Genomic DNA, 19,906 nt, shown 5'->3' with positions numbered 1-19,906 from the left:
GTACGAAGGGGGATAATTCCCCCTTATTTGAATTTAAAAAACAATAAGAAGAGAAAAATGAGTCGTTCTATTCGTCTATTAAATCTTTTACAACAACTTCGTGAAGCGCGTTATCCAATCACTGCACAAGTTCTTGCTGAGCGTATGGGAATTAGTGTGCGAAGTATCTATCGGGACATTGATAGTTTACGTGAGCAGGGTGTAGAAATTGAGGCATCGGCAGGTATAGGTTTTCAGCTTAAAGAAGATATTGTATTGCCACCAATGTCGCTCAATGAAAATGAAGTCGAAGCTATTTTTTTGGCGCTGTATTGGTTGAAGAGTGTGCCAGATCAATCGTTACAATCGGCATCTACATCAGTATTAGCTAAATTGAATTCTGTTTTACCCGAACATCGCCAATATTTATTACAGCAAACGACCTTAAGAGCGTTTAATACATGGCTACCAGTAGATGAAAATCGAGTCGAACAAGTACGTTTAGCCATTCGGCAGCAAGTCAAAATTTCGATGCATTATCATGATGAACAGCAACGAAGTAGTGTTCGAACCTTGTGGCCTTTTGCATTGGGATATTTTAATGACAAAATTGTGTTGGCTGCGTGGTGTGAACTCAGGCAGGATTTTCGACATTTTAGAATAGATCGCATTCAACAGCTGAGTTTAAGCCAAGAATTATACCCATCATTTAAGCAACAACTATTTCAGCAGTGGTGGGCGCAAGAATCGCAGACTACTGACAAAAACTGACAAAGAGGTTTTGTAGACTAGGACCCACGATAAACAAGGAGCCATAAAAATGAGCCTTAAACTTTATACTAACAAAGAGTCACGTGGTGTTGTGGTCGACTGGCTTTTAGTCGAATTAGGTGTTGAATGTGAACGTATTGAAGTCGCATATAAGACCGAAATGAAATCATCAGAATATCTAAAAATTAATCCTTTTGGAAAAGTACCCGTATTGGTAGATGGCGATGTTGTTGTTTACGAGTTAGGTGCAATCTGTGCGTATTTAGCCGATAAATTTTTCGAAAAAGGTTTAGCTCCTGCATTAGATGACCCTAAACGTGGTTTGTATTATCGCTGGTTATTTGTGATGGCGGGTCCATGGGAAGCTGCGGGTGTTGATAAAGCCCTCGGAATAGAGGTATCTCCTGAGCAAAAAATATTTGTGGGTTATGGTGACTATAACGATGCTTACCAAGCTTTAGTGCAGGGGCTTAGTGAAGCTAACCCATATGTATGTGGTGAACAGTTTACGGCTGCCGATGTCAGTGTTGGAGCAATGCTATTATGGCAGTTGAAAATGGGGGCGATTGAATCACATCCTGCCATTACGCGTTATGTTGAAACCATTAAGCAACGCGAAAATTTGCAAGCGTTAGGGGCGGTGTTCTCCAGCTAAGCTTTTAAGTAAAAAGTCATCTATTTGGATGACTTTTTGTTTTTATAAGTAAGAAGTTAGTTGGTCAGAAAGCCTGCAGCAACGTTAATGCAAATCGCTAAAATTGTAGTATTAAAACCAAATGACAACACGGCGTGAAATAAGTTTAAAAGCCGCATATGCTTATTGGTAATTGAAACGTCAGCAGTTTGGGCCGAAGTTCCAATAATATAACTAAAATATAAAAAGTCCGGATAGATCGGATGTTCTGTTCCGGGAAAATCTAAACCACCATTTTTTTCATTTCTAGATAAAGCCATATAAAAATCATGAGCATAATGCAGAGCAAAAACGGTATGCATAAATAGCCATGCCGAAACAATTGTTAATAATGCTAAGGCAACATGTCCTAGTTTTGCAGAACTATCGGAAGGAAGTTGTGATAGTTGAATTAGAATAGCAACCATACACATGGTTAAGGCCAGTAACACAATCAGCATGATGACCCATTTACTTTCATCTTGCTTTTTTGCTTGTTGTTGCATTTGTGAGTGATCGGCACTTTTCATGAGCTGCCAAACATGAAGTAAATATATGCTCACGGAAGTATTCCAACTTACTAATAAAATGGTTGACCATTTCCATGAGGTTAGCCAAGTCAAAATAGCTGCTGTGATAAATCCTACAAATAAAGCAATAAAGAAATGAGGGCGGTTTCGTACACTACGTCCAAAATGTTGAAATAATGCAACCATTTTCCTAATCTCCTTTTACTAGATAATAAATATATTATTTTTTATTAAATGGTGAAAATAATATCCAGTTTTATATAGATTTTATTCCAAGATTTTCAATTATATTTACTTTTACCGATTAGGTAAAATAGAACAAAAGCGCGGGCTAAACTGTTTATAAAAAGTATAAAATAAATAAAAAGATTATTTACTTATACCTTTTATAAAGGTGTTGTTATTAATCATGGGCTTAAAAATAAAATATAGCTTTCTTGATTAGGTGTGGGTTAAGTTTTTATCCAGATGGAATACTTTAGTGAGCTGGTCAATAAACTTTTGAACGCCTAAAGACTGTGAATTTTTGCGGTAATTTACAAATAAATCGAGAGTCGGTAATTCAACATCCAGTGGACGAACCACCGTATTTTTAATCCCTAAAGGTGCAACGTAGGCTGGTAAAATCGTACAACCTAACCCTGATCCCAGAGAGTTAATATTAAACAACATACTGTCCGCTTTTTGAACAATATTAAGGTCAATATTGTGTGTTTTAGCAAAGTCTAAAATAGTGTTATGTAATGTTTGTGACTGCTCGGCAGCAGGAATAATAAAGTCAACGCCTTGTAAGGCATGGACAGGAATTCGGTCATATTGAGTAAGTGGGTGATTTTTAGGAAGTAAAAAAATTAAGGGTTCAGTCAAAACAAATTGGCTTTGGATGTCATCACTAAGTATATTTTCTCGGGTAAAGGTAATGTCCAACTCACCTTTTTTTAAGGCTTTAAGTTGTTCTGTATTGTTTAGGTTAGATAATTCAATGATGAGGTCGGGGTGTTGTAATCGCAAATTAGGAAGAACGTAAGGGAAAATTTTCATTTCTGCAATGGGGACAAAACCGATACGTAATAGTTGCTGTTTAGCCTTAGAAACCTGTCGTGCTAGAGCAACTGCTTTTTCAGCTTGAATAAGTGTTAAGCGGGCATGTTCTAAAAACACTACGCCTTCTTCGGTTAATTCAACTTTACGTTTTGTACGGTTTAAAAGTCGTACACCTACGTCTTCTTCTAAATCTTTAATTTGTTGGCTAAGGGAGGGCTGTGCGGTAAAAAGTTTCAGAGCAGCTTTACTAAAATTTAATTCTTCAGCAACGGTAATGAAATATCGGAGGTGGCGTAGTTCCATAAGACTAATCCAAAAAATGTCTTACTATGATTTGTGTGAAGTATAAAGCATAAAAGGATATAGCGTGAAGGTGCTTTAGGTATTTATAAAATAAATGGAATTTTAATTTTCATTAAATATTTAATATATAAATATAAGTTCTAGTAATTCATAAAATATATTAATTATGAGAGGTTAAGTACATTATTTTTAATTAATCAAAGAAATATTTAAATGTTTTAAATATTAATATGGGTGATTCTCATATTATGCAAAAATAAAGAAGAGTAAATTAAGATTATAAAATATAAATTCTGTCAGAATGAATTAACTTTAAATGTTACTAAATATTTTGTTTTATAGTCTGTCAAAGCATGTGAAGGGGGGAAAGTAAGGCCTATCAAGGCAAAAACGACTAAATCTCTGATAATTTCATGTGACTAATTATTGTTATGTTATACAAGTGCTCTTATTAAGAATGGTAATTATCGACGCATAAACCCAACACATCCATGTATTTTTTATGGCAATCTAATTCAACTTATGTTGGCTGTGACCACAATAAAAGGGATATTTATATGATAAATAAGTGCAAGTGCCATAGCTTAATTTGTTTTAATTGTTAAGATAGAAACCTGAACACATCCATTCTGCAGATGCTAAAACATAGAAAAGCCCATGAAAGACAAGCCGACATTAACATATCAATTGCCGACTCAGTCCTGTTGGACGCATACATGGATAAAACCTCCTTTTTATCATCCCGAGTCAGGGCATGAATCTGATACACGTTTTTATAACCAACAACCTAAATTGCCAGCTCGTGGCTCAAAAGAGTTATTGCGTTGGTTAGCCACTCGTGAGTCTTTTACATGGAAAGTCGATATTCAAAATGAATATGATACGCGTGTAAACACTGCTGTGGCATTACCTCAAAATCGACCTCAGGCAGATTTAGATGATTGGCAAGTTTGGTTTGTTGGGCATGCAACAGTATTGATTCAGATCGGACCTTATAACTTTATTACCGATCCGGTATGGTGTGATTATGCAAGCCCTTCACAGGGGCGTGGACCTCGTCGTGTGTGTCCTGCAGGTTTTGCGTTAGAACAATTACCGGTTATTCATGGTGTTCTACTCAGCCATAATCACTATGATCATATGGATTTGGCTACGCTTGAGTGGTTACATAAAAAATTCGCAATGCCCATTTACACGGGACTCGGGAATGGCTTTTATTTACCCAAAGAGTTTCATGTAATTGAGATGGATTGGTGGCAAGAAATTCCTTATCACGAATTAAGAATAATCTATACACCTGCCCAGCATGGCTCCGGGCGTGGTCTACGCGACCAGAATAAAGCACTGTGGGGAGGCTTTTCTGTTGTGGCTAAAACTGGTCATTGTTTCTTTGCAGGGGATACCGGTTATGCAGGGCATTTTAAACAAATCCATGCACGTTATGGCGCGCCACGTGTTGCTTTACTTCCAATCGGCGCTTATGAACCTCGCAAGTTAATGAGTTATGTTCATATGAACCCTCAAGATGCTGTGCATGCACATTTAGATTTGCAAGCTCATCGTTCTGTTGCAATTCATTATCGAACTTTCCAGTTGACCGACGAAGACAGAGAAGATCCTGAACATGCTTTAATGCAAGCAATTAAAGCGTCATCGAAACTTGCGAGTCCTTTTTATTGCATTCGCGAAGGGCATAAATTGACCGTGTAAAAGTACATCATTTTATATTTAAGTAAAAAAGCCAGTTCAATTTGAACTGGCTTTTATTATTTTGGCTTAAATTATGCTAAGTCAAAACGATCAAGATTCATGACTTTGGTCCATGCCGCTACGAAGTCTTGAACAAATTTTTCTTTACCATCTGCCTGAGCATAAACTTCTATCAGTGCACGCAAGATTGAGTTTGAACCGAAGACTAAATCATTACGTGTTGCAGTAAATTTTACTGTGCCTGTTTTACGGTCTTTGCCTTCAAATACTTCACCTGATGAATCAACAGGTGCCCATACAGTAGACATGTCGAGTAAGTTCGTAAAGAAGTCTGTGCTGAGTACACCGACCTGATGAGTGAATACGCCGTGTTGCGAACCATCCCAGTTGGTACCTAGCACACGTAAACCACCAATCAATGCAGTTAACTCTGGTGCAGTTAAAGTCAGTTGTTGTGCTTTATCAATTAACAATGCTTCAGTTGCTGCATTGATTCCTTCTTTTTTCCAATTTCTAAAACCATCGGCAAGGCCGAGGAGTAATTGGAAAGATTCGACATCAGTTTGACTTTGTAACGCATCAACACGACCAGAGGCAAATGGAATGCTAATGTTGAAACCTGCCGCCTGAGCAGCTTGCTCTACACCAAGGTTACCTGCTAGCACAATTAAATCAGCCAATGACAGTTGAGTTGATGCTTTGATCTCTTCAATTTTAGTTAAAGTCTCAACCGCTTTTTGGTTCACTTCCCAATCACGTTGCGGTGATAAAGCAATACGGGCGCCGTTTGCACCACCACGCTTGTCCCCACCACGGAAAGTTGACGCTGAAGCCCAACCCAGAGAAACCAACTCGCCAGCAGATAGTCCCAATGCAACAATTTTTGCTTTTGCATCAGCAATGCTGGCAGAAGATGGGGTAGTGCTAGCAGCAGGTAATGGATCTTGCCAAATTAAATCTTCAGCAGGAACTTCTGGACCTAAATAACGTGCTTTTGGCCCCATATCACGGTGAGTTAATTTAAACCATGCACGGGCAAAAGCATTGGCGAAAGCTTGTGGGTCGTTATGGAAGCGACGAGAGATCTTTTCAAACTCAGGATCAAAACGTAAGGTCAAATCTGTAGTGAGCATCGTTGGCTTACGTTTAATTGATGGGTCAAAAGGATCGGGGATGATCGCTTCAGCATCTGCTGCTACCCATTGAATTGCACCAGCAGGTGAACGTTCTTGTACCCACTCGTATTTGAATAGGTTTTCAAAGAAGTAATTGCTCCATTGTGTTGGAGTCTGAGACCAAATGACTTCTAAACCTGAAGTGATGGCGTCTTTACCAACACCTGTACCAAAGCTATTTGACCAGCCAAAGCCCATTTGTTCAATTGGCGCGCCTTCCGGATCAGCCTGCACATGGTCCGCAGAGCCAGCACCGTGGGTTTTACCTAAAGTATGACCGCCTGCAATCAATGCAACAATTTCTTCGTCATCCATTGCCATGTTGCCGAAAGTCGCACGAATAAACGGTGCAGCTGATTTTGGATCACCACTGGCTTGTGGGCCTTCAGGGTTCACATAAATTAGTCCCATTTCGGTTGCAGCTAAATTGCTGCCTGCCAATGCTTCAGAGTTTCGATGAGCTAACCATTCTTTTTCATCGCCCCAGTTTACGTCGTTGTCTGGTTCCCAAACATCTTCACGACCTGCACCAAAACCAAAGGTGCGGAAGCCAGAAGACTCAAGTGCAATGTTACCAGCAAGAATAAATAAATCTGCCCACGATATTTTTTGACCGTATTTTTGTTTAACTGGCCATAGCAAACGGCGTGCTTTATCTAAGCTGGCATTGTCAGGCCAACTATTTAATGGTGCAAAACGTTGCTGACCGCGACCAGCACCACCACGGCCATCACCCATACGATATGTGCCGGCAGCATGCCATGCTAAACGAATAAATAAGCCTGTATAATTTCCCCAATCGGCTGGCCACCAATCTTGAGAATCGGTTAATACATTTTTGATATCCGCTTTGAGGGCATAGTAGTCGAGTTTGTTAAATTCTTTACGGTAATCAAAATCTTTACCGAGTGGATTAGAACGTTCTGAATGCTGATTGAGTAAGTCAACGCGTAATTGTTTTGGCCACCAATGTAAACTAGGCGTTCCACCACCGACTGTTACTTGTGGTTTTGAGGTATGACCTGAAAAAGGACATTTTGATTCGTCTGACATGGTTATATTCTCTCTGGGTAATAATTATTGAGCTCTTGATAAAGTAGTAGGGCTCATTTTCCTGGACTTCTGGGTTAAAAACTCATGTTTATCAAATAAAGAAATGAGTAAACAAATGGTGAGAGAAACCGTTTAAAAAATTCTTTTCACTAAGATGTTGGCCCATCATTTTTATTCAATAATGCATCAGATTCCTTTAATTGTTATTCCTCCAATTTACTGGATGAAGGTTAAAAAACAAAAGGAAAAATAAGCTGAAGGTTGTAAATAATGATGCATAGAATTACCTCTTCAATTGCTGGAACAACGTAAGATCTTTTAATAACGCTCTTTAAACATAGTAAAAGTAGAAGACTTATTTTTCAAATGGATTAAAATGCAAATATTGATTTAAAAAACCGATTGAAGTTTTGTTTGAAAAAGTAGAGTGCAAGTAATTAGTGAAAAGAAATTTTATATATTTGGTTGTAATTCTAGAAACTATATAAACAATAAAGGAGAGCGTTGCTCTCCTTTATTGTTTATATATTAAACATTTACGATTCGATTTGATTTGACCATATCTGCTAAACCGTGAGTTTTAAAATAGTACTCAAGCCAGCTTTTTACAATGAGAGGATTATTCATTTTCATTACATCCTCAAGTAATTTTTGTGCATCTGTCATTGGCACATGACAAATTGCTTTTCGTACTCGCAAAATGTTACTCGAACTCATTGAAAGAGTGTTGAAACCCATCGCCATGAGCAAAATGGCAGATAATGGATCACCTGCCATTTCACCGCAAATACTGACCGGTTTTTTGTATTCATGGCATTCTTTAACCAGACGGCTTAATGCACGAAGTATTGACGGATGAAAGTGTGAATAAACGTTTGCTACATGTGGATTATTGCGGTCAACTGCAAGTAAGTATTGTGTTAAATCGTTTGAACCAACCGAAAAGAAATCGACGAGTTCAGCAAACTCATCAATTTGTAGAAGTACGCTTGGCACCTCAACCATAATTCCGATTTTTGGCTTATTAATTTTAACTTGTTCTTCTTCTTGCACTGCAATCCAGTCACGCTCAAGTAAATAAAGTACTTCTTCGACTTCACTTACTGTAGTGACCATTGGCAATAAAATATGCAAATTATTTAAACCAATACTTGCTTTGAGCATTGCGCGAATTTGTGACGAAAAAATCTCGGGATGATCGAGTGTGAAACGAATACCACGCCATCCTAGTGCCGAATTTTCTTCTTCAATACTAAAATAAGGAAGATCTTTATCGGCACCAATATCCAGAGTTCGCATCACCACAGGTTTATTGGCAAAATGACTCAATTGTTGACGATAGATTGCGCGTTGTTCTTCTTCACCCGGGAAACGTTCCCGTAGCATAAATGGAATTTCACTTCGATATAGACCAACGCCTTGAGCTCCGCGTTGTACACCGCGAACCACATCAATCATAAGGCCTGTGTTTACATAAAGTGGAACAGATACACCATCTGGAGTAATCGCTTCTCTTGTCTCGTATTGTTTGAGATCTTTTGCGATCTGCTCATCTTCTTTTTGAATTTCTTTATAGCGTTGGCGTAAACGGCGTGGAGGATTGACAAAAATACGGCCTTGATAGGCATCCACAATCATTTCTGCATCATCAAGCGTGTTAACTGGCAGTTCAGTTACGCCAACCACAGTTGGAATTCCTAGTGCCCGAGCCACAATCACCATATGTGAATTGGCTGCGCCTTCGGATGTAACAATGGCAGCAATATTATCAACTGGTAGTTCAACTAACGCAGCCGTACTGATTTCTTCACCAATTAAAATACTGTCTGGGCTAAGCTCGCGGTGGCTAGAATCTTCTTTCTGCAAAGACGCTAAAATACGGCGACCTAAATCTTTAAGATCAGAAACTCGCTCACGTAAGTAGTCATCTTCCATTTGTGAAAATAAAGCAGTGTGCTTTTCAATCACACGGCGAACAGCCCCTTGGGCCCAATGTCCATCGCGAATAAGTTCTTTGATTTCGGCGGGTAATGCATTTTCATCAAGCATTCTTAAGAAAACGCTGAATAGGGCGCGTTCTTCTGCCATTAATGAATCATGCATTTTTTCATCTAAAGAACGAATCTCTAAGCGAACTGATGAAATGGCTTGATCTAAAATTCGAAGCTCATCACTAATATCTTCAGCTTCACGGTCAGGTACTGAACCTAAGTCGGCAGGAGGATATAAAATAATAGCTCGACCTAAAGCGACGCCACCTGCACCTGAAACACCCTGAAAGGTTTTATAGGCTGGGCCATTGCTTGGCTTGCGAAAAACATCAATATTGCCAACCGCATGGGCATGCGCAATAACACCTGAAAGTTGTGCACACAGCGTGACTAAAAATGACTCGGCGGCTTCGCTAAAATCTTGAGGAAGTTTGTTTTGTACAACTAAAACGCCCATAACCTTACGGCGATACATGACAGGTACGCCAAGGAATGAGTTGTAAATTTCTTCACCAGTTTCTGGTAAATACAAGAAACGCTCATGTTTTGGTGCATTGTCAAGGTTAACAATTTCTTCGCGTTGCCCTACCAGACCGACCAAGCCTTCACCTAGTTGTAGGGAAACATGGCCTACTGACTCTGGATTCAAGCCTTTTGAGGCCATTAATACATAGCGCTGATTTCGTTCATCGAGTAAATAAATAGAACAAACATCCACTTTCATGGCCTCAGCAACCTGATTGACCATAATGTCTAATGATTCATGCAAACTGACGGACGCATTTACTTCTTGGACAATGCGCCGTAGAGTGTCGAGTTGCATGTTTGACATGGATGTATACTCCAGTATTTTTTTAGACTATGAATGTATTTATAACAGCACTTTTAATAAAAATCATTTGCTAGATAAATGATTTTTAGGGTAATTGTTGCACCGGCAACTGTGTACACAACTCCACCATGGCTTTACGATAAACGTCACGCTTGAAGTTCACCACTTGTCCAAGAGGATACCAATAGCTGACCCACTGCCATTCATCGAATTCGGGCGGGTCGGAGAGGTTTAACTGAATATTTTTTGCAGACGCATTTAATTTCAGTAAAAACCATTTTTGTTTCTGTCCGATACATACGGGGTCAGAGTCTGACCGAATGTAACGATGTGGCAAACGATAACGCAACCAACCTTTGGTTTGCGCAATAATCTGGACATGTTCGGGCAATAAGCCGATTTCTTCTCTCAGTTCTCGAAAAAGTGCCTGTTCAGGGGTTTCTCCAAACTGAATGCCTCCTTGTGGAAATTGCCAAGCATTGTGACCAATGCGCTTTGCCCATAAAACCTGTCCATCATCGTTTGCCAAAATGATCCCGACGTTCGGTCGGAAACCTTCTGAATCGATCATTTGGCTACCTAAATATTGTCTATATCGTTGACTTTAATCGCGGGGACAAACACTTTTTTATGTCCAGCTCGAAAAGATCAAAGTAAAATGTTTAAATTGCTACGATCTTAACGAATTTCTATCGACTAGCGGAGATAGATTTACATTTTTTTTCTTAAATTTCAGTTTAAACGAGAATTTTCATGAAACTGGCGTTGTTTGATTTAGACCACACCTTGTTAAATACCGATTCAGACCATTCTTGGGGTGAATTTTTAGTCAATGAAGGTTTGGTTGATCCGGTTCATCATCGTCAGATGAATGATAAATTTTATGAAGATTACAAAGCAGGGCAACTTGACCCCTATGCTTATAATGAATTTGTCTTTGGATTTTTAACAAAGCACGACAATAATTACTTAATTGAACTTCACCAGTTGTTCATGCAAAAAGTGATTCGCCCACAAATGCGTCCAAAAGGTTTTGATGCCATCAAAAAACATCAGGACTTAGGACATACGATTGTTGGAATTACTGCAACAAGTGATTTTATTACTGCGCCGATTTTTCGCGAATTTGGTATTACAGAAATTTTGGCAACCAATGCTGAAGTTGCTGAGGGGAAATATACAGGTAAAGTTGCTGGTTTAGCGTGTTATCAAAAGGGCAAGCTTGCACGTCTAGATGGGTGGTTGGAAGGTCGTAGCGTGTCTGAGTCTTGGGCTTATTCAGATTCAATTAATGATCGTTTTTTACTTGAATATGCAACTCACGCGATTGCAGTGAATCCTGATGATCGCCTTGAAAAGCTGGCTCAAGAAAATAATTGGGAAATTCAGGACTGGTCGATTTAAGATTGTGGAGTTGGAAGAGTAGCTTGCAAAGCTTTGAGATCTTCCAACTCTTAATTAATTATATTTAAAATCATTTTTTGAATATTTTTTTATAAATCTTGTTCCAAAAGTAGATATAAGTATGTCTAATAAAAAATAAATTTTGCCTTGGCAAAGGTTTAATAATATAAAAATTTTTAATTTAAATATGAGGGAATAATGCCAAAAAAAGCACAAATTAAATTACCAAAACAACTTTGGAATGATGAAAGTATTGATTTAACACGTCATAGCTATCAAGGGAAATTACTTAATAAAAGTGAAGGCTTCAAATTAGGTAAGGCTCAACGTAAAAAAGTTCCGCGAGAACAACTGTCAGAGCTTTCTGAGCGACCAAAAGGTATAACTGCTTTAACAATCTATGATTGGAGTAACCAACGACGTTTAGAGCAGCTCAAACCAATTCGTGCAAAACGAATGAGTATTTCACCCTTTACATTTTATCGTGGTATGCCTTCTTTAATGCTTTTTGATCAGGCTTGGGAACAGGTGAGCTCAGGCTTATTTCAACAGATTTGTGGAGATTGCCATTTAAGTAATTTTGGTGGGTTTGCTAGCCCAGAGCGTAATCTGTTGTTTGGAATCAATGATTTTGATGAGACGTTGGTGGCCCCATTTGAATGGGATTTAAAGCGTTTAGCTACCAGTTTTGTGATTGCGGCTCATGATATTGATCTTGCAGATAAGGTTGGTTTAAAAGCAATTAAAACGATGTTAAATAGTTATCGTCAGCACTTATTAGAAAATACGGAACTTTCGCCTCTACAAGTTTGGTATGAAAAAGTTGATGCCAGTACCTTATTAGAAAATACTGAATGCCGAAAACTGAGAAAGAAACGCGAGAAGCATCTTGATTCAGCGCAGAAGAGAAATGCATATTCTGTTTTACCGAAGCTCACTCAGCAAGATCAAGATACAGGATTTCGCTATTTTGTGGATGATGTGCCGTTATTATGGCATCCAAATACAGATGAACCTTTCAGTAAAGATGTTGATGCATTCTTTCAGCAATATCGTGATTCTTTGAAATATGATCGCCAAGTACTTTTTGATCGTTATCAACGGACAGATGTGGCTTTGAAAGTGGTTGGTGTCGGTAGTGTTGGTACAAGATCCGCGATTGCATTGTTTCAAGACGCAGATCGGGAACCGTTAATTTTACAAATGAAAGAAGCGAATCCATCGATTTTAAGTCCATTATTTGTAGAAAAAGTAAAACATGAAGGTGAGCGCGTGGTACATGGTCAGCAACTCATGCAAGCTGCTAGTGACATCTTTCTTGGATTTTCTTCAACATCGAATCAACATTTTCATGTACGTCAGTTACGTGATATGAAAATCTCGGTTGATCTTAGTGATATGGATGATGAGTATTTCTATGAGTATGCCGAAAGTTGTGGTTTGGCTTTAGCTCATGCCCATGCTAAGTCTGGAAATGCTGATGTACTTATGGGATATCTAGGAGAGGGCAGTACAATTGTAGAAGTATTACAAACGTATGCAGAGGAGTATGCAGAGCGCAATTTAAACGATTATCAGCAATTTATGAATGAAGTTACAGATGGTAAGATTCCGCTCGCTGGAGATGATGCGCTTTAAGAATAAGTATGCTGCTACAGATGACATCAAATAATTCGAAAGGTTAGAGAAAAAATGTTTAATAAAATTATGTCTGGTTTGGGTCTTCAAGGTGTAACGGTAGAAACTGTTTTAGAGAATCCAAACTTGCAAGCAGGCGAGATACTGCATGGGGAAATTAGCTTCAAAGGAGGATCAACTGATAAAGAGATTAATGGTCTTTATTTGAAGTTGATGACGATGGCAGAAGTTGAATCTGATGACCATGAGTTTAATCAACCTTTGGTCTTACAAGAGTGGTTAGTGAATTCTCGATTTTTATTGCCGGCCCATCAGGCACATTCTTTTCCTTTCAGTATTCAATTACCATTTGAGACACCTATTACAGAAGTTGCCTGTCGACGAAATGGTACACGTGTTTGGATTCAAACCCATATGGATGTTGATTGGGGATTAGATGCAACTGATCGTGATTATCTAAAAGTGCTGCCAACCCCCGCTATGCAAATGTTTTTACAGGCTATGCAGCGATGTGGCTTTATTTTATCAACAGTTGATGTAGAAAAAGGTCAACTTACTGCGCGAAATTTCAGGTCAACAATTGGTTGCTACCAAGAGCTTGAATTTGTCTCTTCACATATGTTTAGTGGGTTTAATGAGGTTGAGGTCTCTTTCGTTGCTGAACCTAATCAAACTCACGTTATGCTTGAAGTTGACCGCCATTTTCGATCAGATCAACTATTAACGATGACCATTTCACATCATATGCTTGATGAAAACCAAATGGTGCAACAAATTCGAAGCCTATTGCAGCTTGGATAAAATAAATTAGGTGCATCAAATGAGAGTTTTTTATGCATCCTGCATCATTTTAATCAGTTCTTGCATAGCTCTAGATTGAGTACGTGCAGGATGCCATACCATGCCTAACTGACGATTCATTTCTACATCTAAATCAAGCTGCTGCATATCTTGATTCAGTAAAGTTTTTGGCAAAACTGACCAACCTAAACCAATAGACACCAGCATACGAATAGACTCAAGCGGGTTATTGCTCATGGTGATTTTAGGTTTAAGCCCTTGTTTTTCAAACTCGGCTAAAGTGATTTGAGCAGTGTAAGTTTGTGCGGCGGGTAACAAGCTTGGGTATTCAATGAGGTCTTGTAAGGTCAGATTCGTTTTTTGTGCCAGTGGATGAAAAGGGGCAGCAACAAAAACTAAAGGGTCATTCCAGATGGTAATGTAGTTAAGGCGATCATCACCTGAAGGGGGAAGTGTTAAAAATGCTAATTCTAAATCACCAGCGAGTACTTTTTCGTGCGCTTGCTCTGAGTCAACAAAATGCACATCTAAAGTCACTTGCGGAAATTGTTGAACAAAGTGTTTAAGGGGCGCGGGTAAATGATGCAAGCCAATGTGATGACTCGTTCCAATTTTTAAACGACCTTGTATCTGAGTTTGTTCATGGCTGAGAGTGTGATGGATATCGCCAAGCTCATTTAGCCAGTTTTTAACTTTGGGTAATAGTGAATGAGCAGCATGAGTTGCTTGAACCCCACGGCCTGCCGACTCAAATAGTTTTACACCAAAATATTCTTCTAAACTGTGAATCCGTTTGGTTACAGCCGGTTGAGTAATGAATAGTTGATCTGCTGCCACAGAGATAGACCCTGTTTCCATAACTTTTACAAAAGCTTCAAAGGCTGCAAGATTCATAATACAACTCAACTTGGAATAGAAAAATCGAGGGGCTAAAGTTGCCAAGCCAAAATCGTATCATGCTTGCAGCGAAACGAGTTAGAAAGTTGTGAATTACCGCACTAATCTTAGCCTAAGCTGTTGTTTCTTCCTTTGCTAAAGCTGAAATGCGACGATCTTTAGCAGCCCATACTTTTTCATGAAAGAAAAACGCAAATGCTTGTACGGTTGGTTCGAGCATACTTAATGTTAAAGCCATCCATAGGTTACCTGTGACTAGATAAGCAACTAGCATTGCTACACTAATATGCATAATGTAATAGCTGAATGTTTTCTTTAAAGTACGTTGATTATTGATAACAAATTTTTGGATTTTAGCCATGATCATTCTCTTTAGCCACTTTTGATATTTTTAGTATAGAGTTTAGAGTATAAGATTAAAAATTGATTATGCAAATGATAATCATTAACAAAAACGATTTATTAAATTTGATGTGTATGGAAGGGATTATGATTCATTCTAAAAAGTTTTCTAATTTATAAAAATGATAAATTAGATTTATGTAAAACTCTGGCTATAATCGAAGAAAGATTAGAATTACCCAGTCCAATGGAGCAAGACGACATGGCAGGCAAAACTTTATATGACAAATTGTGGGATGACCACGTTGTTTCACAGCGTGATGATGGCTCATGTTTACTTTATATTGACCGTCATTTATTGCATGAAGTGACTAGTCCACAAGCATTTGAAGGTTTGCAACTTGCGGGTCGTCAACCATGGCGTTTAAGTGCAAACGTTGCTACACCAGACCATAACGTTCCAACATCTAAAAAGGAACGTGAGCAAGGCATCGCGGGTATTGAAGATGAGACGTCTCGTATTCAGGTTCAAACTTTAGATGATAATTGTAAAACCTTTAATATTGTTGAATTTAATATTAACGATATCCGTCAGGGGATTGTGCATGTCGTTGGACCTGAACAGGGCTTAACTTTACCCGGCATGACTGTGGTGTGTGGGGATTCGCATACAGCAACACATGGGGCTTTTGGTTGCTTGGCACATGGTATTGGAACATCTGAAGTTGAACATGTTTTAGCCACACAATGTTTGATTCAGAAAAAATCTAAAAATATGTTAATCCGTGTAGATGGCGTGTTAGGCAAAGGCGTAACACCAAAAGATGTGGTGTTGGCAATTATTGCTAAAATTGGTACCGCAGGTGGTACGGGTTACGCGATTGAATTTGGTGGTCAAGTGTTCCGTGATATGTCGATTGAAGGGCGTATGACGGTATGTAACATGGCGATTGAAGCGGGTGCTCGTGTAGGCATGGTTGCTGTTGATGACAAAACCGTTGAATACGTGAAAGGCCGTAGCTATGCACCAAAAGGCGAGCAATGGGAACAAGCAGTTGCTTACTGGGACACTTTGCATTCAGATGAAGATGCGGTTTTTGATGTAGTCGTTGAATTAAATGGTGCAGAGATCGAACCACAAGTGTCTTGGGGAACTTCACCTGAGATGGTTATTCCGGTCACTGAAGCTGTACCAACCTTAGAACAAGCAAAAGATGATGTTCAACGCAATGACTGGACGCGTGCTTATCAATATATGGGCTTAAATGCAGGTCAAGCATTAGCTGATATTCAACTTGACCGTGTCTTTATTGGTTCTTGCACTAATTCTCGTATTGAAGATATCCGTGCTGCGGCCGAGGTAGTTAAAGGCCGTAAAGTGGCGTCTAGCATTAAGCAAGCTATGATTGTTCCAGGGTCAGGTTTAGTTAAACAACAGGCAGAGAAAGAAGGCTTAGATAAAATCTTCTTGGAAGCTGGTTTTGAATGGCGTGAACCAGGTTGTTCAATGTGTTTAGCAATGAATGCAGATAAATTACAACCAGGTGAACACTGTGCATCGACGTCTAACCGTAACTTTGAAGGCCGTCAAGGCAATGGTGGTCGCACTCACTTGGTGAGCCCAGCAATGGCGGCAGCGGCTGCAATCGCAGGTCACTTTGTTGATGTTCGTTCATTTTAATTCGGTCTGGAGCAAACCATGAAAGCTTATACAGTTGAACAAGGTATCGTTGCACCATTAGATCGTGCCAATGTTGATACAGATTTAATCATTCCAAAACAGTTTTTGAAATCAATCAAACGTACTGGTTTTGGCGATAACTTATTTGATGAGCTTCGTTATTTAGATGAAGGTTATCCGGGACAAGATAATTCAGTTCGTCCAAAAAATCTGGATTTCATTTTGAACCAGCCACGTTATCAAGGAGCAAATGTTTTAATTGCTCGTACTAACTTCGGTTGTGGTTCAAGTCGTGAGCATGCGCCTTGGGCATTAAATGAGTACGGATTTCGTACTGTTATTGCGCCAAGCTTTGCTGATATTTTCTTTAATAACTGTTTCAAAAATGGCATGTTACCTGTCATTTTGTCAGAAGAAATTGTTGATCAGTTATTTAAAGAATGTGCTGCCAATGAAGGCTATCAATTAACAATTGATTTAGCAGCTCAGGAAGTACGTACTCCAACAGGTGAAGCTTTTAAATTCGAAGTTGACCCATTTCGCAAGCATTGCTTGTTAAATGGCTTGGATGATATTGGTTTAACGCTTCAAAATGCGGATGCAATTCGCGCTTATGAAGAAAAAACTAAACAGGTTCGTCCTTGGGTATTCCAAGAGTTAAATTAACCTTTTGGTACATTTTAAACATAGCCATGGCGTAGCGTTCAAACTCTTGCTAACATGCTAAAGCATAAAAACACCTTAAAATTATGCACTAGATGAGGATTGGGCTTGAACAATGAAGAGGAACGTTACTCATAGCTTTTTGTTGAGCCTGTGCGCAATAACACTCAGTGCTTGTCAGAGCACATACAATGTAGTGGATACTGTCCGTATTAAGCAGGCTGAACAAGAAAATTTGGGGCAGAATGCAGCAATATATTGTTCGGGCGCGAAGAGTTGTGAATTTGAACGACTCAATGATATTACTGTAGTGGATGCACAAACACGACGAATTAGTAATCAGGCAATTCATCAAGGAATTGTACGGTTGCACGGTTCAGTGCTTAGCCAAACCAACAGTTTATATTTATCTGTGCCTGCTAAACAATATGAAGTGGTGATCCGTTTCTATCCGATTTCTCCAGATCGGGCCGAAACAATCCATGTTATTCACCAGTTTAATGCCAACCATCGCTATACATTTAAAATGTACCGAGACAAAACTAACCGTTCGGGTAGTTTGCTGAATGTTTCTGTGCCAGATCCATTATGTGTCGACTTAGAGCAAGATGAGCGTGTGATTCGCCGTTTTTGTCGACCATTTGATGTAACAACAGGGCTAGGCGAGTTCCTTGAACAGAAAAAACTAACACCGCGGTAGTCATAACACTGCTTGTTTTTTGGAAAATGGAAAAAGTTCATGTCTAAACAGATTTTAATTTTAGCTGGTGATGGTATTGGTCCTGAAATTGTTGGGGCAGCAGAAAAAGTATTAAATACAGTAAATGAAAAATTTAATTTATCGTTGACTTGGGAACATGGCCTATTGGGCGGCGCTGCAATTGATGCACATGGCGAACCATATCCCGCTGTAACGAGTGAACAGGCAAAAAAAGCTGATGCAATTTTACTGGGTGCAGTAGGCGGACCAAAATGGGATGCAATTGAGCGTTCTATTCGTCCTGAACGTGGTCTTTTAAAAATTCGTAGTGAACTCAACTTGTTTGCTAACTTACGCCCAGCGATTTTATATCCGCAATTGGCAGATGCTTCTAGCTTAAAACCTGAAATTGTTGCTGGTTTAGATATTCTGATTGTTCGTGAGCTTACTGGCGGTATCTATTTTGGCCAGCCACGTGGTATCCGTGAACTCGAAAACGGTGAAAAACAAGGCTATAACACTGACGTTTATTCTGAAAGTGAAATTAAGCGCATTGCAAAAGTTGCTTTTGAACTTGCAGGATTACGTGGTGGTAAAGTCTGTTCAGTCGATAAAGCGAACGTTTTAGAAGTAACAGAACTTTGGAAGCAAACAGTTACTGATTTGCAGCAAGCGAGTTATTCAAACATTCAGCTTTCTCATATGTATGTGGATAATGCTGCAATGCAGCTTGTACGTGCACCAAAACAGTTTGACGTGATCGTAACAGGTAACTTGTTTGGCGATATCTTATCTGATGAAGCGGCAATGCTTACAGGCTCAATCGGCATGTTGCCATCAGCTTCTTTAGATGAAAATGGCAAAGGCATGTATGAACCTTGTCATGGTTCTGCACCTGACATTGCAGGTCAAAATGTGGCGAATCCATTAGCAACTATTCTTTCGGTTGCAATGATGCTTCGCTATACATTCCGTGAAGAAGCTGCCGCAAAAGCAATTGAAGATGCGGTAGGTCAAGTACTTGATCAAGGCTTGCGTACAGCAGATATTATGTCTGAAGGTATGACAAAAGTGGGTACAGCCGAGATGGGTGAGGCAGTTGTCGCTGCTCTTGCTTAAAAGTTTCTTATAAAAAAACGCAGCTCAACGCTGCGTTTTTTATGCCTATGTTTTAGCAAGCTTTACCTTCATATTGAATAGACTGTGCAATATTATTCTTAAGCTGAAAAATAACTTTGCAGTTGAAATTCACATCGTAAGAATTACCACCAAGATTACCTGACTGTATAGCGACCGAATTACCTCTCATATCGACATTACTCACCATAGGAATTGGGATATTTATCGGCCGTAGAATGGTATAAATCAGCTGATCTTGCGTTTTTTGCGGTGTTTTTAATACCTGAAAACCAAGACTTCTTAGATTTAGATCTTGTTGAATGGTTGCGGCAGGTTTGCCGAGAAACCCTTTTAAATATTCTTGTAAATTTACAGATTGGTGTGGATGGCTAGTGCAACCGTTCACATTCATCATGATTAAACAAAGTAGGCCAATTTGATATCGGGTATCTATATTCATTTTTATCTCAATAAAAAAATTATATTTGTTATTAAAGAACAATAGGTTGGATTTGAATGCTTGTAAAGTAAAAAAGGAAGATTATGATAAATGAAAGGTGTACTTATCTTTAGACTTATCCTTACATTCAAACCGTTCTA

At 39.0% G+C, this 19,906-nt stretch carries 18 protein-coding genes; 10 read left to right on the top strand and 8 right to left on the bottom strand.

The genetic code is table 11. The features are described 5' to 3' along the window. Window positions 1–57 precede the first annotated feature (57 nt). Both AC2117_RS16725 and AC2117_RS16720 read left to right on the top strand, forming a co-directional pair. Entirely contained in the window at window positions 58–750 is a 693-nt protein-coding gene (locus AC2117_RS16725; protein ID WP_133975575.1) for a helix-turn-helix transcriptional regulator, read from the top strand. 49 nt (window positions 751–799) lie between these two features. Then, the gene (locus tag AC2117_RS16720) at window positions 800–1,405 is read left to right on the top strand and encodes a glutathione S-transferase family protein (protein ID WP_133975573.1); all 606 of its coding nucleotides are present in this window, start codon (window positions 800–802) and stop codon (window positions 1,403–1,405) included. Window positions 1,406–1,461: 56 nt separating this feature from the next. Here the strand turns inward: AC2117_RS16720 and AC2117_RS16715 are convergent, their stop codons facing one another. Together AC2117_RS16715 and hcaR are read right to left on the bottom strand one after the other, a co-directional pair. Beyond that, window positions 1,462–2,139: a DUF1345 domain-containing protein gene (locus AC2117_RS16715; protein ID WP_133975571.1), complete on the bottom strand. Its 678-nt coding sequence runs from the start codon at window positions 2,137–2,139 to the stop codon at window positions 1,462–1,464. A 255-nt stretch (window positions 2,140–2,394) separates the two neighbouring features. After that, window positions 2,395–3,300, bottom strand: a complete 906-nt coding sequence (gene hcaR / locus AC2117_RS16710) for a DNA-binding transcriptional regulator HcaR (RefSeq protein ID WP_042894661.1) — start codon at window positions 3,298–3,300, stop codon at window positions 2,395–2,397. A gap of 657 nt (window positions 3,301–3,957) precedes the next feature. Here hcaR and AC2117_RS16705 point away from each other — a divergent pair. After that, window positions 3,958–5,010 (top strand): MBL fold metallo-hydrolase, encoded by a 1,053-nt coding sequence (locus tag AC2117_RS16705; RefSeq protein ID WP_133975569.1) that lies wholly within the window; start codon window positions 3,958–3,960, stop codon window positions 5,008–5,010. 71 nt (window positions 5,011–5,081) lie between these two features. Here the strand turns inward: AC2117_RS16705 and katG are convergent, their stop codons facing one another. From katG to AC2117_RS16690, 3 genes are all read right to left on the bottom strand, one after another. Beyond that, window positions 5,082–7,238: a catalase/peroxidase HPI gene (gene katG / locus AC2117_RS16700; RefSeq protein ID WP_133975567.1), complete on the bottom strand. Its 2,157-nt coding sequence runs from the start codon at window positions 7,236–7,238 to the stop codon at window positions 5,082–5,084. 528 nt (window positions 7,239–7,766) lie between these two features. Further along, window positions 7,767–10,061, bottom strand: coding sequence for a phosphoenolpyruvate--protein phosphotransferase (ptsP, locus tag AC2117_RS16695; RefSeq protein ID WP_042894667.1), 2,295 nt, complete (start codon window positions 10,059–10,061; stop codon window positions 7,767–7,769). Between the two features lie 85 nt (window positions 10,062–10,146). Beyond that, window positions 10,147–10,632, bottom strand: a complete 486-nt coding sequence (locus AC2117_RS16690; RefSeq protein WP_133975565.1) for an RNA pyrophosphohydrolase — start codon at window positions 10,630–10,632, stop codon at window positions 10,147–10,149. Window positions 10,633–10,814: 182 nt separating this feature from the next. On the opposite strand from AC2117_RS16690, the gene AC2117_RS16685 reads away from it, so the two are divergent. The 3 genes from AC2117_RS16685 to AC2117_RS16675 all read left to right on the top strand — a co-directional run bounded on the left by AC2117_RS16685 (window position 10,815) and on the right by AC2117_RS16675 (window position 13,904). After that, complete coding sequence (locus AC2117_RS16685; protein WP_133975563.1) at window positions 10,815–11,465, top strand: HAD family hydrolase; 651 nt, start codon at window positions 10,815–10,817, stop codon at window positions 11,463–11,465. 198 nt (window positions 11,466–11,663) lie between these two features. Next, window positions 11,664–13,103 (top strand): DUF2252 domain-containing protein, encoded by a 1,440-nt coding sequence (locus AC2117_RS16680; RefSeq protein WP_133975561.1) that lies wholly within the window; start codon window positions 11,664–11,666, stop codon window positions 13,101–13,103. A 54-nt stretch (window positions 13,104–13,157) separates the two neighbouring features. Continuing rightward, a complete protein-coding gene (locus tag AC2117_RS16675) occupies window positions 13,158–13,904 on the top strand; it encodes a sporulation protein (protein ID WP_133975559.1) in 747 nt (248 codons plus the stop codon). A gap of 30 nt (window positions 13,905–13,934) precedes the next feature. Here the strand turns inward: AC2117_RS16675 and AC2117_RS16670 are convergent, their stop codons facing one another. Further along, window positions 13,935–14,798, bottom strand: a complete 864-nt coding sequence (locus AC2117_RS16670; protein WP_133975557.1) for a LysR family transcriptional regulator — start codon at window positions 14,796–14,798, stop codon at window positions 13,935–13,937. Between the two features lie 115 nt (window positions 14,799–14,913). Continuing rightward, window positions 14,914–15,168: a DUF2061 domain-containing protein gene (locus AC2117_RS16665; RefSeq protein WP_171459075.1), complete on the bottom strand. Its 255-nt coding sequence runs from the start codon at window positions 15,166–15,168 to the stop codon at window positions 14,914–14,916. Between the two features lie 237 nt (window positions 15,169–15,405). On the opposite strand from AC2117_RS16665, the gene leuC reads away from it, so the two are divergent. From leuC to leuB, 4 genes are all read left to right on the top strand, one after another. Beyond that, window positions 15,406–16,824 (top strand): 3-isopropylmalate dehydratase large subunit, encoded by a 1,419-nt coding sequence (gene leuC, locus AC2117_RS16660; RefSeq protein WP_227549211.1) that lies wholly within the window; start codon window positions 15,406–15,408, stop codon window positions 16,822–16,824. A gap of 18 nt (window positions 16,825–16,842) precedes the next feature. Next, window positions 16,843–17,490, top strand: a complete 648-nt coding sequence (gene leuD / locus AC2117_RS16655) for a 3-isopropylmalate dehydratase small subunit (protein WP_133975552.1) — start codon at window positions 16,843–16,845, stop codon at window positions 17,488–17,490. A 112-nt stretch (window positions 17,491–17,602) separates the two neighbouring features. Beyond that, complete coding sequence (locus tag AC2117_RS16650; protein WP_133975550.1) at window positions 17,603–18,187, top strand: hypothetical protein; 585 nt, start codon at window positions 17,603–17,605, stop codon at window positions 18,185–18,187. Between the two features lie 39 nt (window positions 18,188–18,226). Further along, on the top strand, window positions 18,227–19,306 hold the full coding sequence (leuB, locus tag AC2117_RS16645; RefSeq protein ID WP_004640985.1) for a 3-isopropylmalate dehydrogenase: 1,080 nt from the start codon (window positions 18,227–18,229) through the stop codon (window positions 19,304–19,306). Window positions 19,307–19,358: 52 nt separating this feature from the next. Here leuB and AC2117_RS16640 read toward each other — a convergent pair whose 3' ends face one another. After that, complete coding sequence (locus AC2117_RS16640; protein WP_133975548.1) at window positions 19,359–19,766, bottom strand: hypothetical protein; 408 nt, start codon at window positions 19,764–19,766, stop codon at window positions 19,359–19,361. Window positions 19,767–19,906 lie beyond the last annotated feature (140 nt).

Source organism: Acinetobacter calcoaceticus (assembly GCF_900520355.1).
Lineage (GTDB): Bacteria > Pseudomonadota > Gammaproteobacteria > Pseudomonadales > Moraxellaceae > Acinetobacter > Acinetobacter calcoaceticus_C.
The sequence above is the reverse complement of the archived record's forward strand: the minus strand, read 5'-3'. Positions and strand labels throughout refer to the sequence as shown.

Bases quoted from the DNA above. Each gene is read 5' to 3' on its own strand.
- katG (WP_133975567.1), bottom strand. From the start codon at position 7,238: ATGTCAGACGAATCAAAATGTCCTTTTTCAGGTCATACCTCAAAACCA.
- AC2117_RS16680 (WP_133975561.1), top strand. From the start codon at position 11,664: ATGCCAAAAAAAGCACAAATTAAATTACCAAAACAACTTTGGAATGAT.
- AC2117_RS16650 (WP_133975550.1), top strand. From the start codon at position 17,603: ATGAAGAGGAACGTTACTCATAGCTTTTTGTTGAGCCTGTGCGCAATA.
- leuC (WP_227549211.1), top strand. From the start codon at position 15,406: ATGGCAGGCAAAACTTTATATGACAAATTGTGGGATGACCACGTTGTT.
- AC2117_RS16675 (WP_133975559.1), top strand. From the start codon at position 13,158: ATGTTTAATAAAATTATGTCTGGTTTGGGTCTTCAAGGTGTAACGGTA.
- AC2117_RS16640 (WP_133975548.1), bottom strand. From the start codon at position 19,766: ATGAATATAGATACCCGATATCAAATTGGCCTACTTTGTTTAATCATG.
- leuD (WP_133975552.1), top strand. From the start codon at position 16,843: ATGAAAGCTTATACAGTTGAACAAGGTATCGTTGCACCATTAGATCGT.
- hcaR (WP_042894661.1), bottom strand. From the start codon at position 3,300: ATGGAACTACGCCACCTCCGATATTTCATTACCGTTGCTGAAGAATTA.
- AC2117_RS16725 (WP_133975575.1), top strand. From the start codon at position 58: ATGAGTCGTTCTATTCGTCTATTAAATCTTTTACAACAACTTCGTGAA.
- AC2117_RS16720 (WP_133975573.1), top strand. From the start codon at position 800: ATGAGCCTTAAACTTTATACTAACAAAGAGTCACGTGGTGTTGTGGTC.
- AC2117_RS16705 (WP_133975569.1), top strand. From the start codon at position 3,958: ATGAAAGACAAGCCGACATTAACATATCAATTGCCGACTCAGTCCTGT.
- ptsP (WP_042894667.1), bottom strand. From the start codon at position 10,061: ATGTCAAACATGCAACTCGACACTCTACGGCGCATTGTCCAAGAAGTA.
- leuB (WP_004640985.1), top strand. From the start codon at position 18,227: ATGTCTAAACAGATTTTAATTTTAGCTGGTGATGGTATTGGTCCTGAA.
- AC2117_RS16665 (WP_171459075.1), bottom strand. From the start codon at position 15,168: ATGATCATGGCTAAAATCCAAAAATTTGTTATCAATAATCAACGTACT.
- AC2117_RS16715 (WP_133975571.1), bottom strand. From the start codon at position 2,139: ATGGTTGCATTATTTCAACATTTTGGACGTAGTGTACGAAACCGCCCT.
- AC2117_RS16670 (WP_133975557.1), bottom strand. From the start codon at position 14,798: ATGAATCTTGCAGCCTTTGAAGCTTTTGTAAAAGTTATGGAAACAGGG.
- AC2117_RS16690 (WP_133975565.1), bottom strand. From the start codon at position 10,632: ATGATCGATTCAGAAGGTTTCCGACCGAACGTCGGGATCATTTTGGCA.
- AC2117_RS16685 (WP_133975563.1), top strand. From the start codon at position 10,815: ATGAAACTGGCGTTGTTTGATTTAGACCACACCTTGTTAAATACCGAT.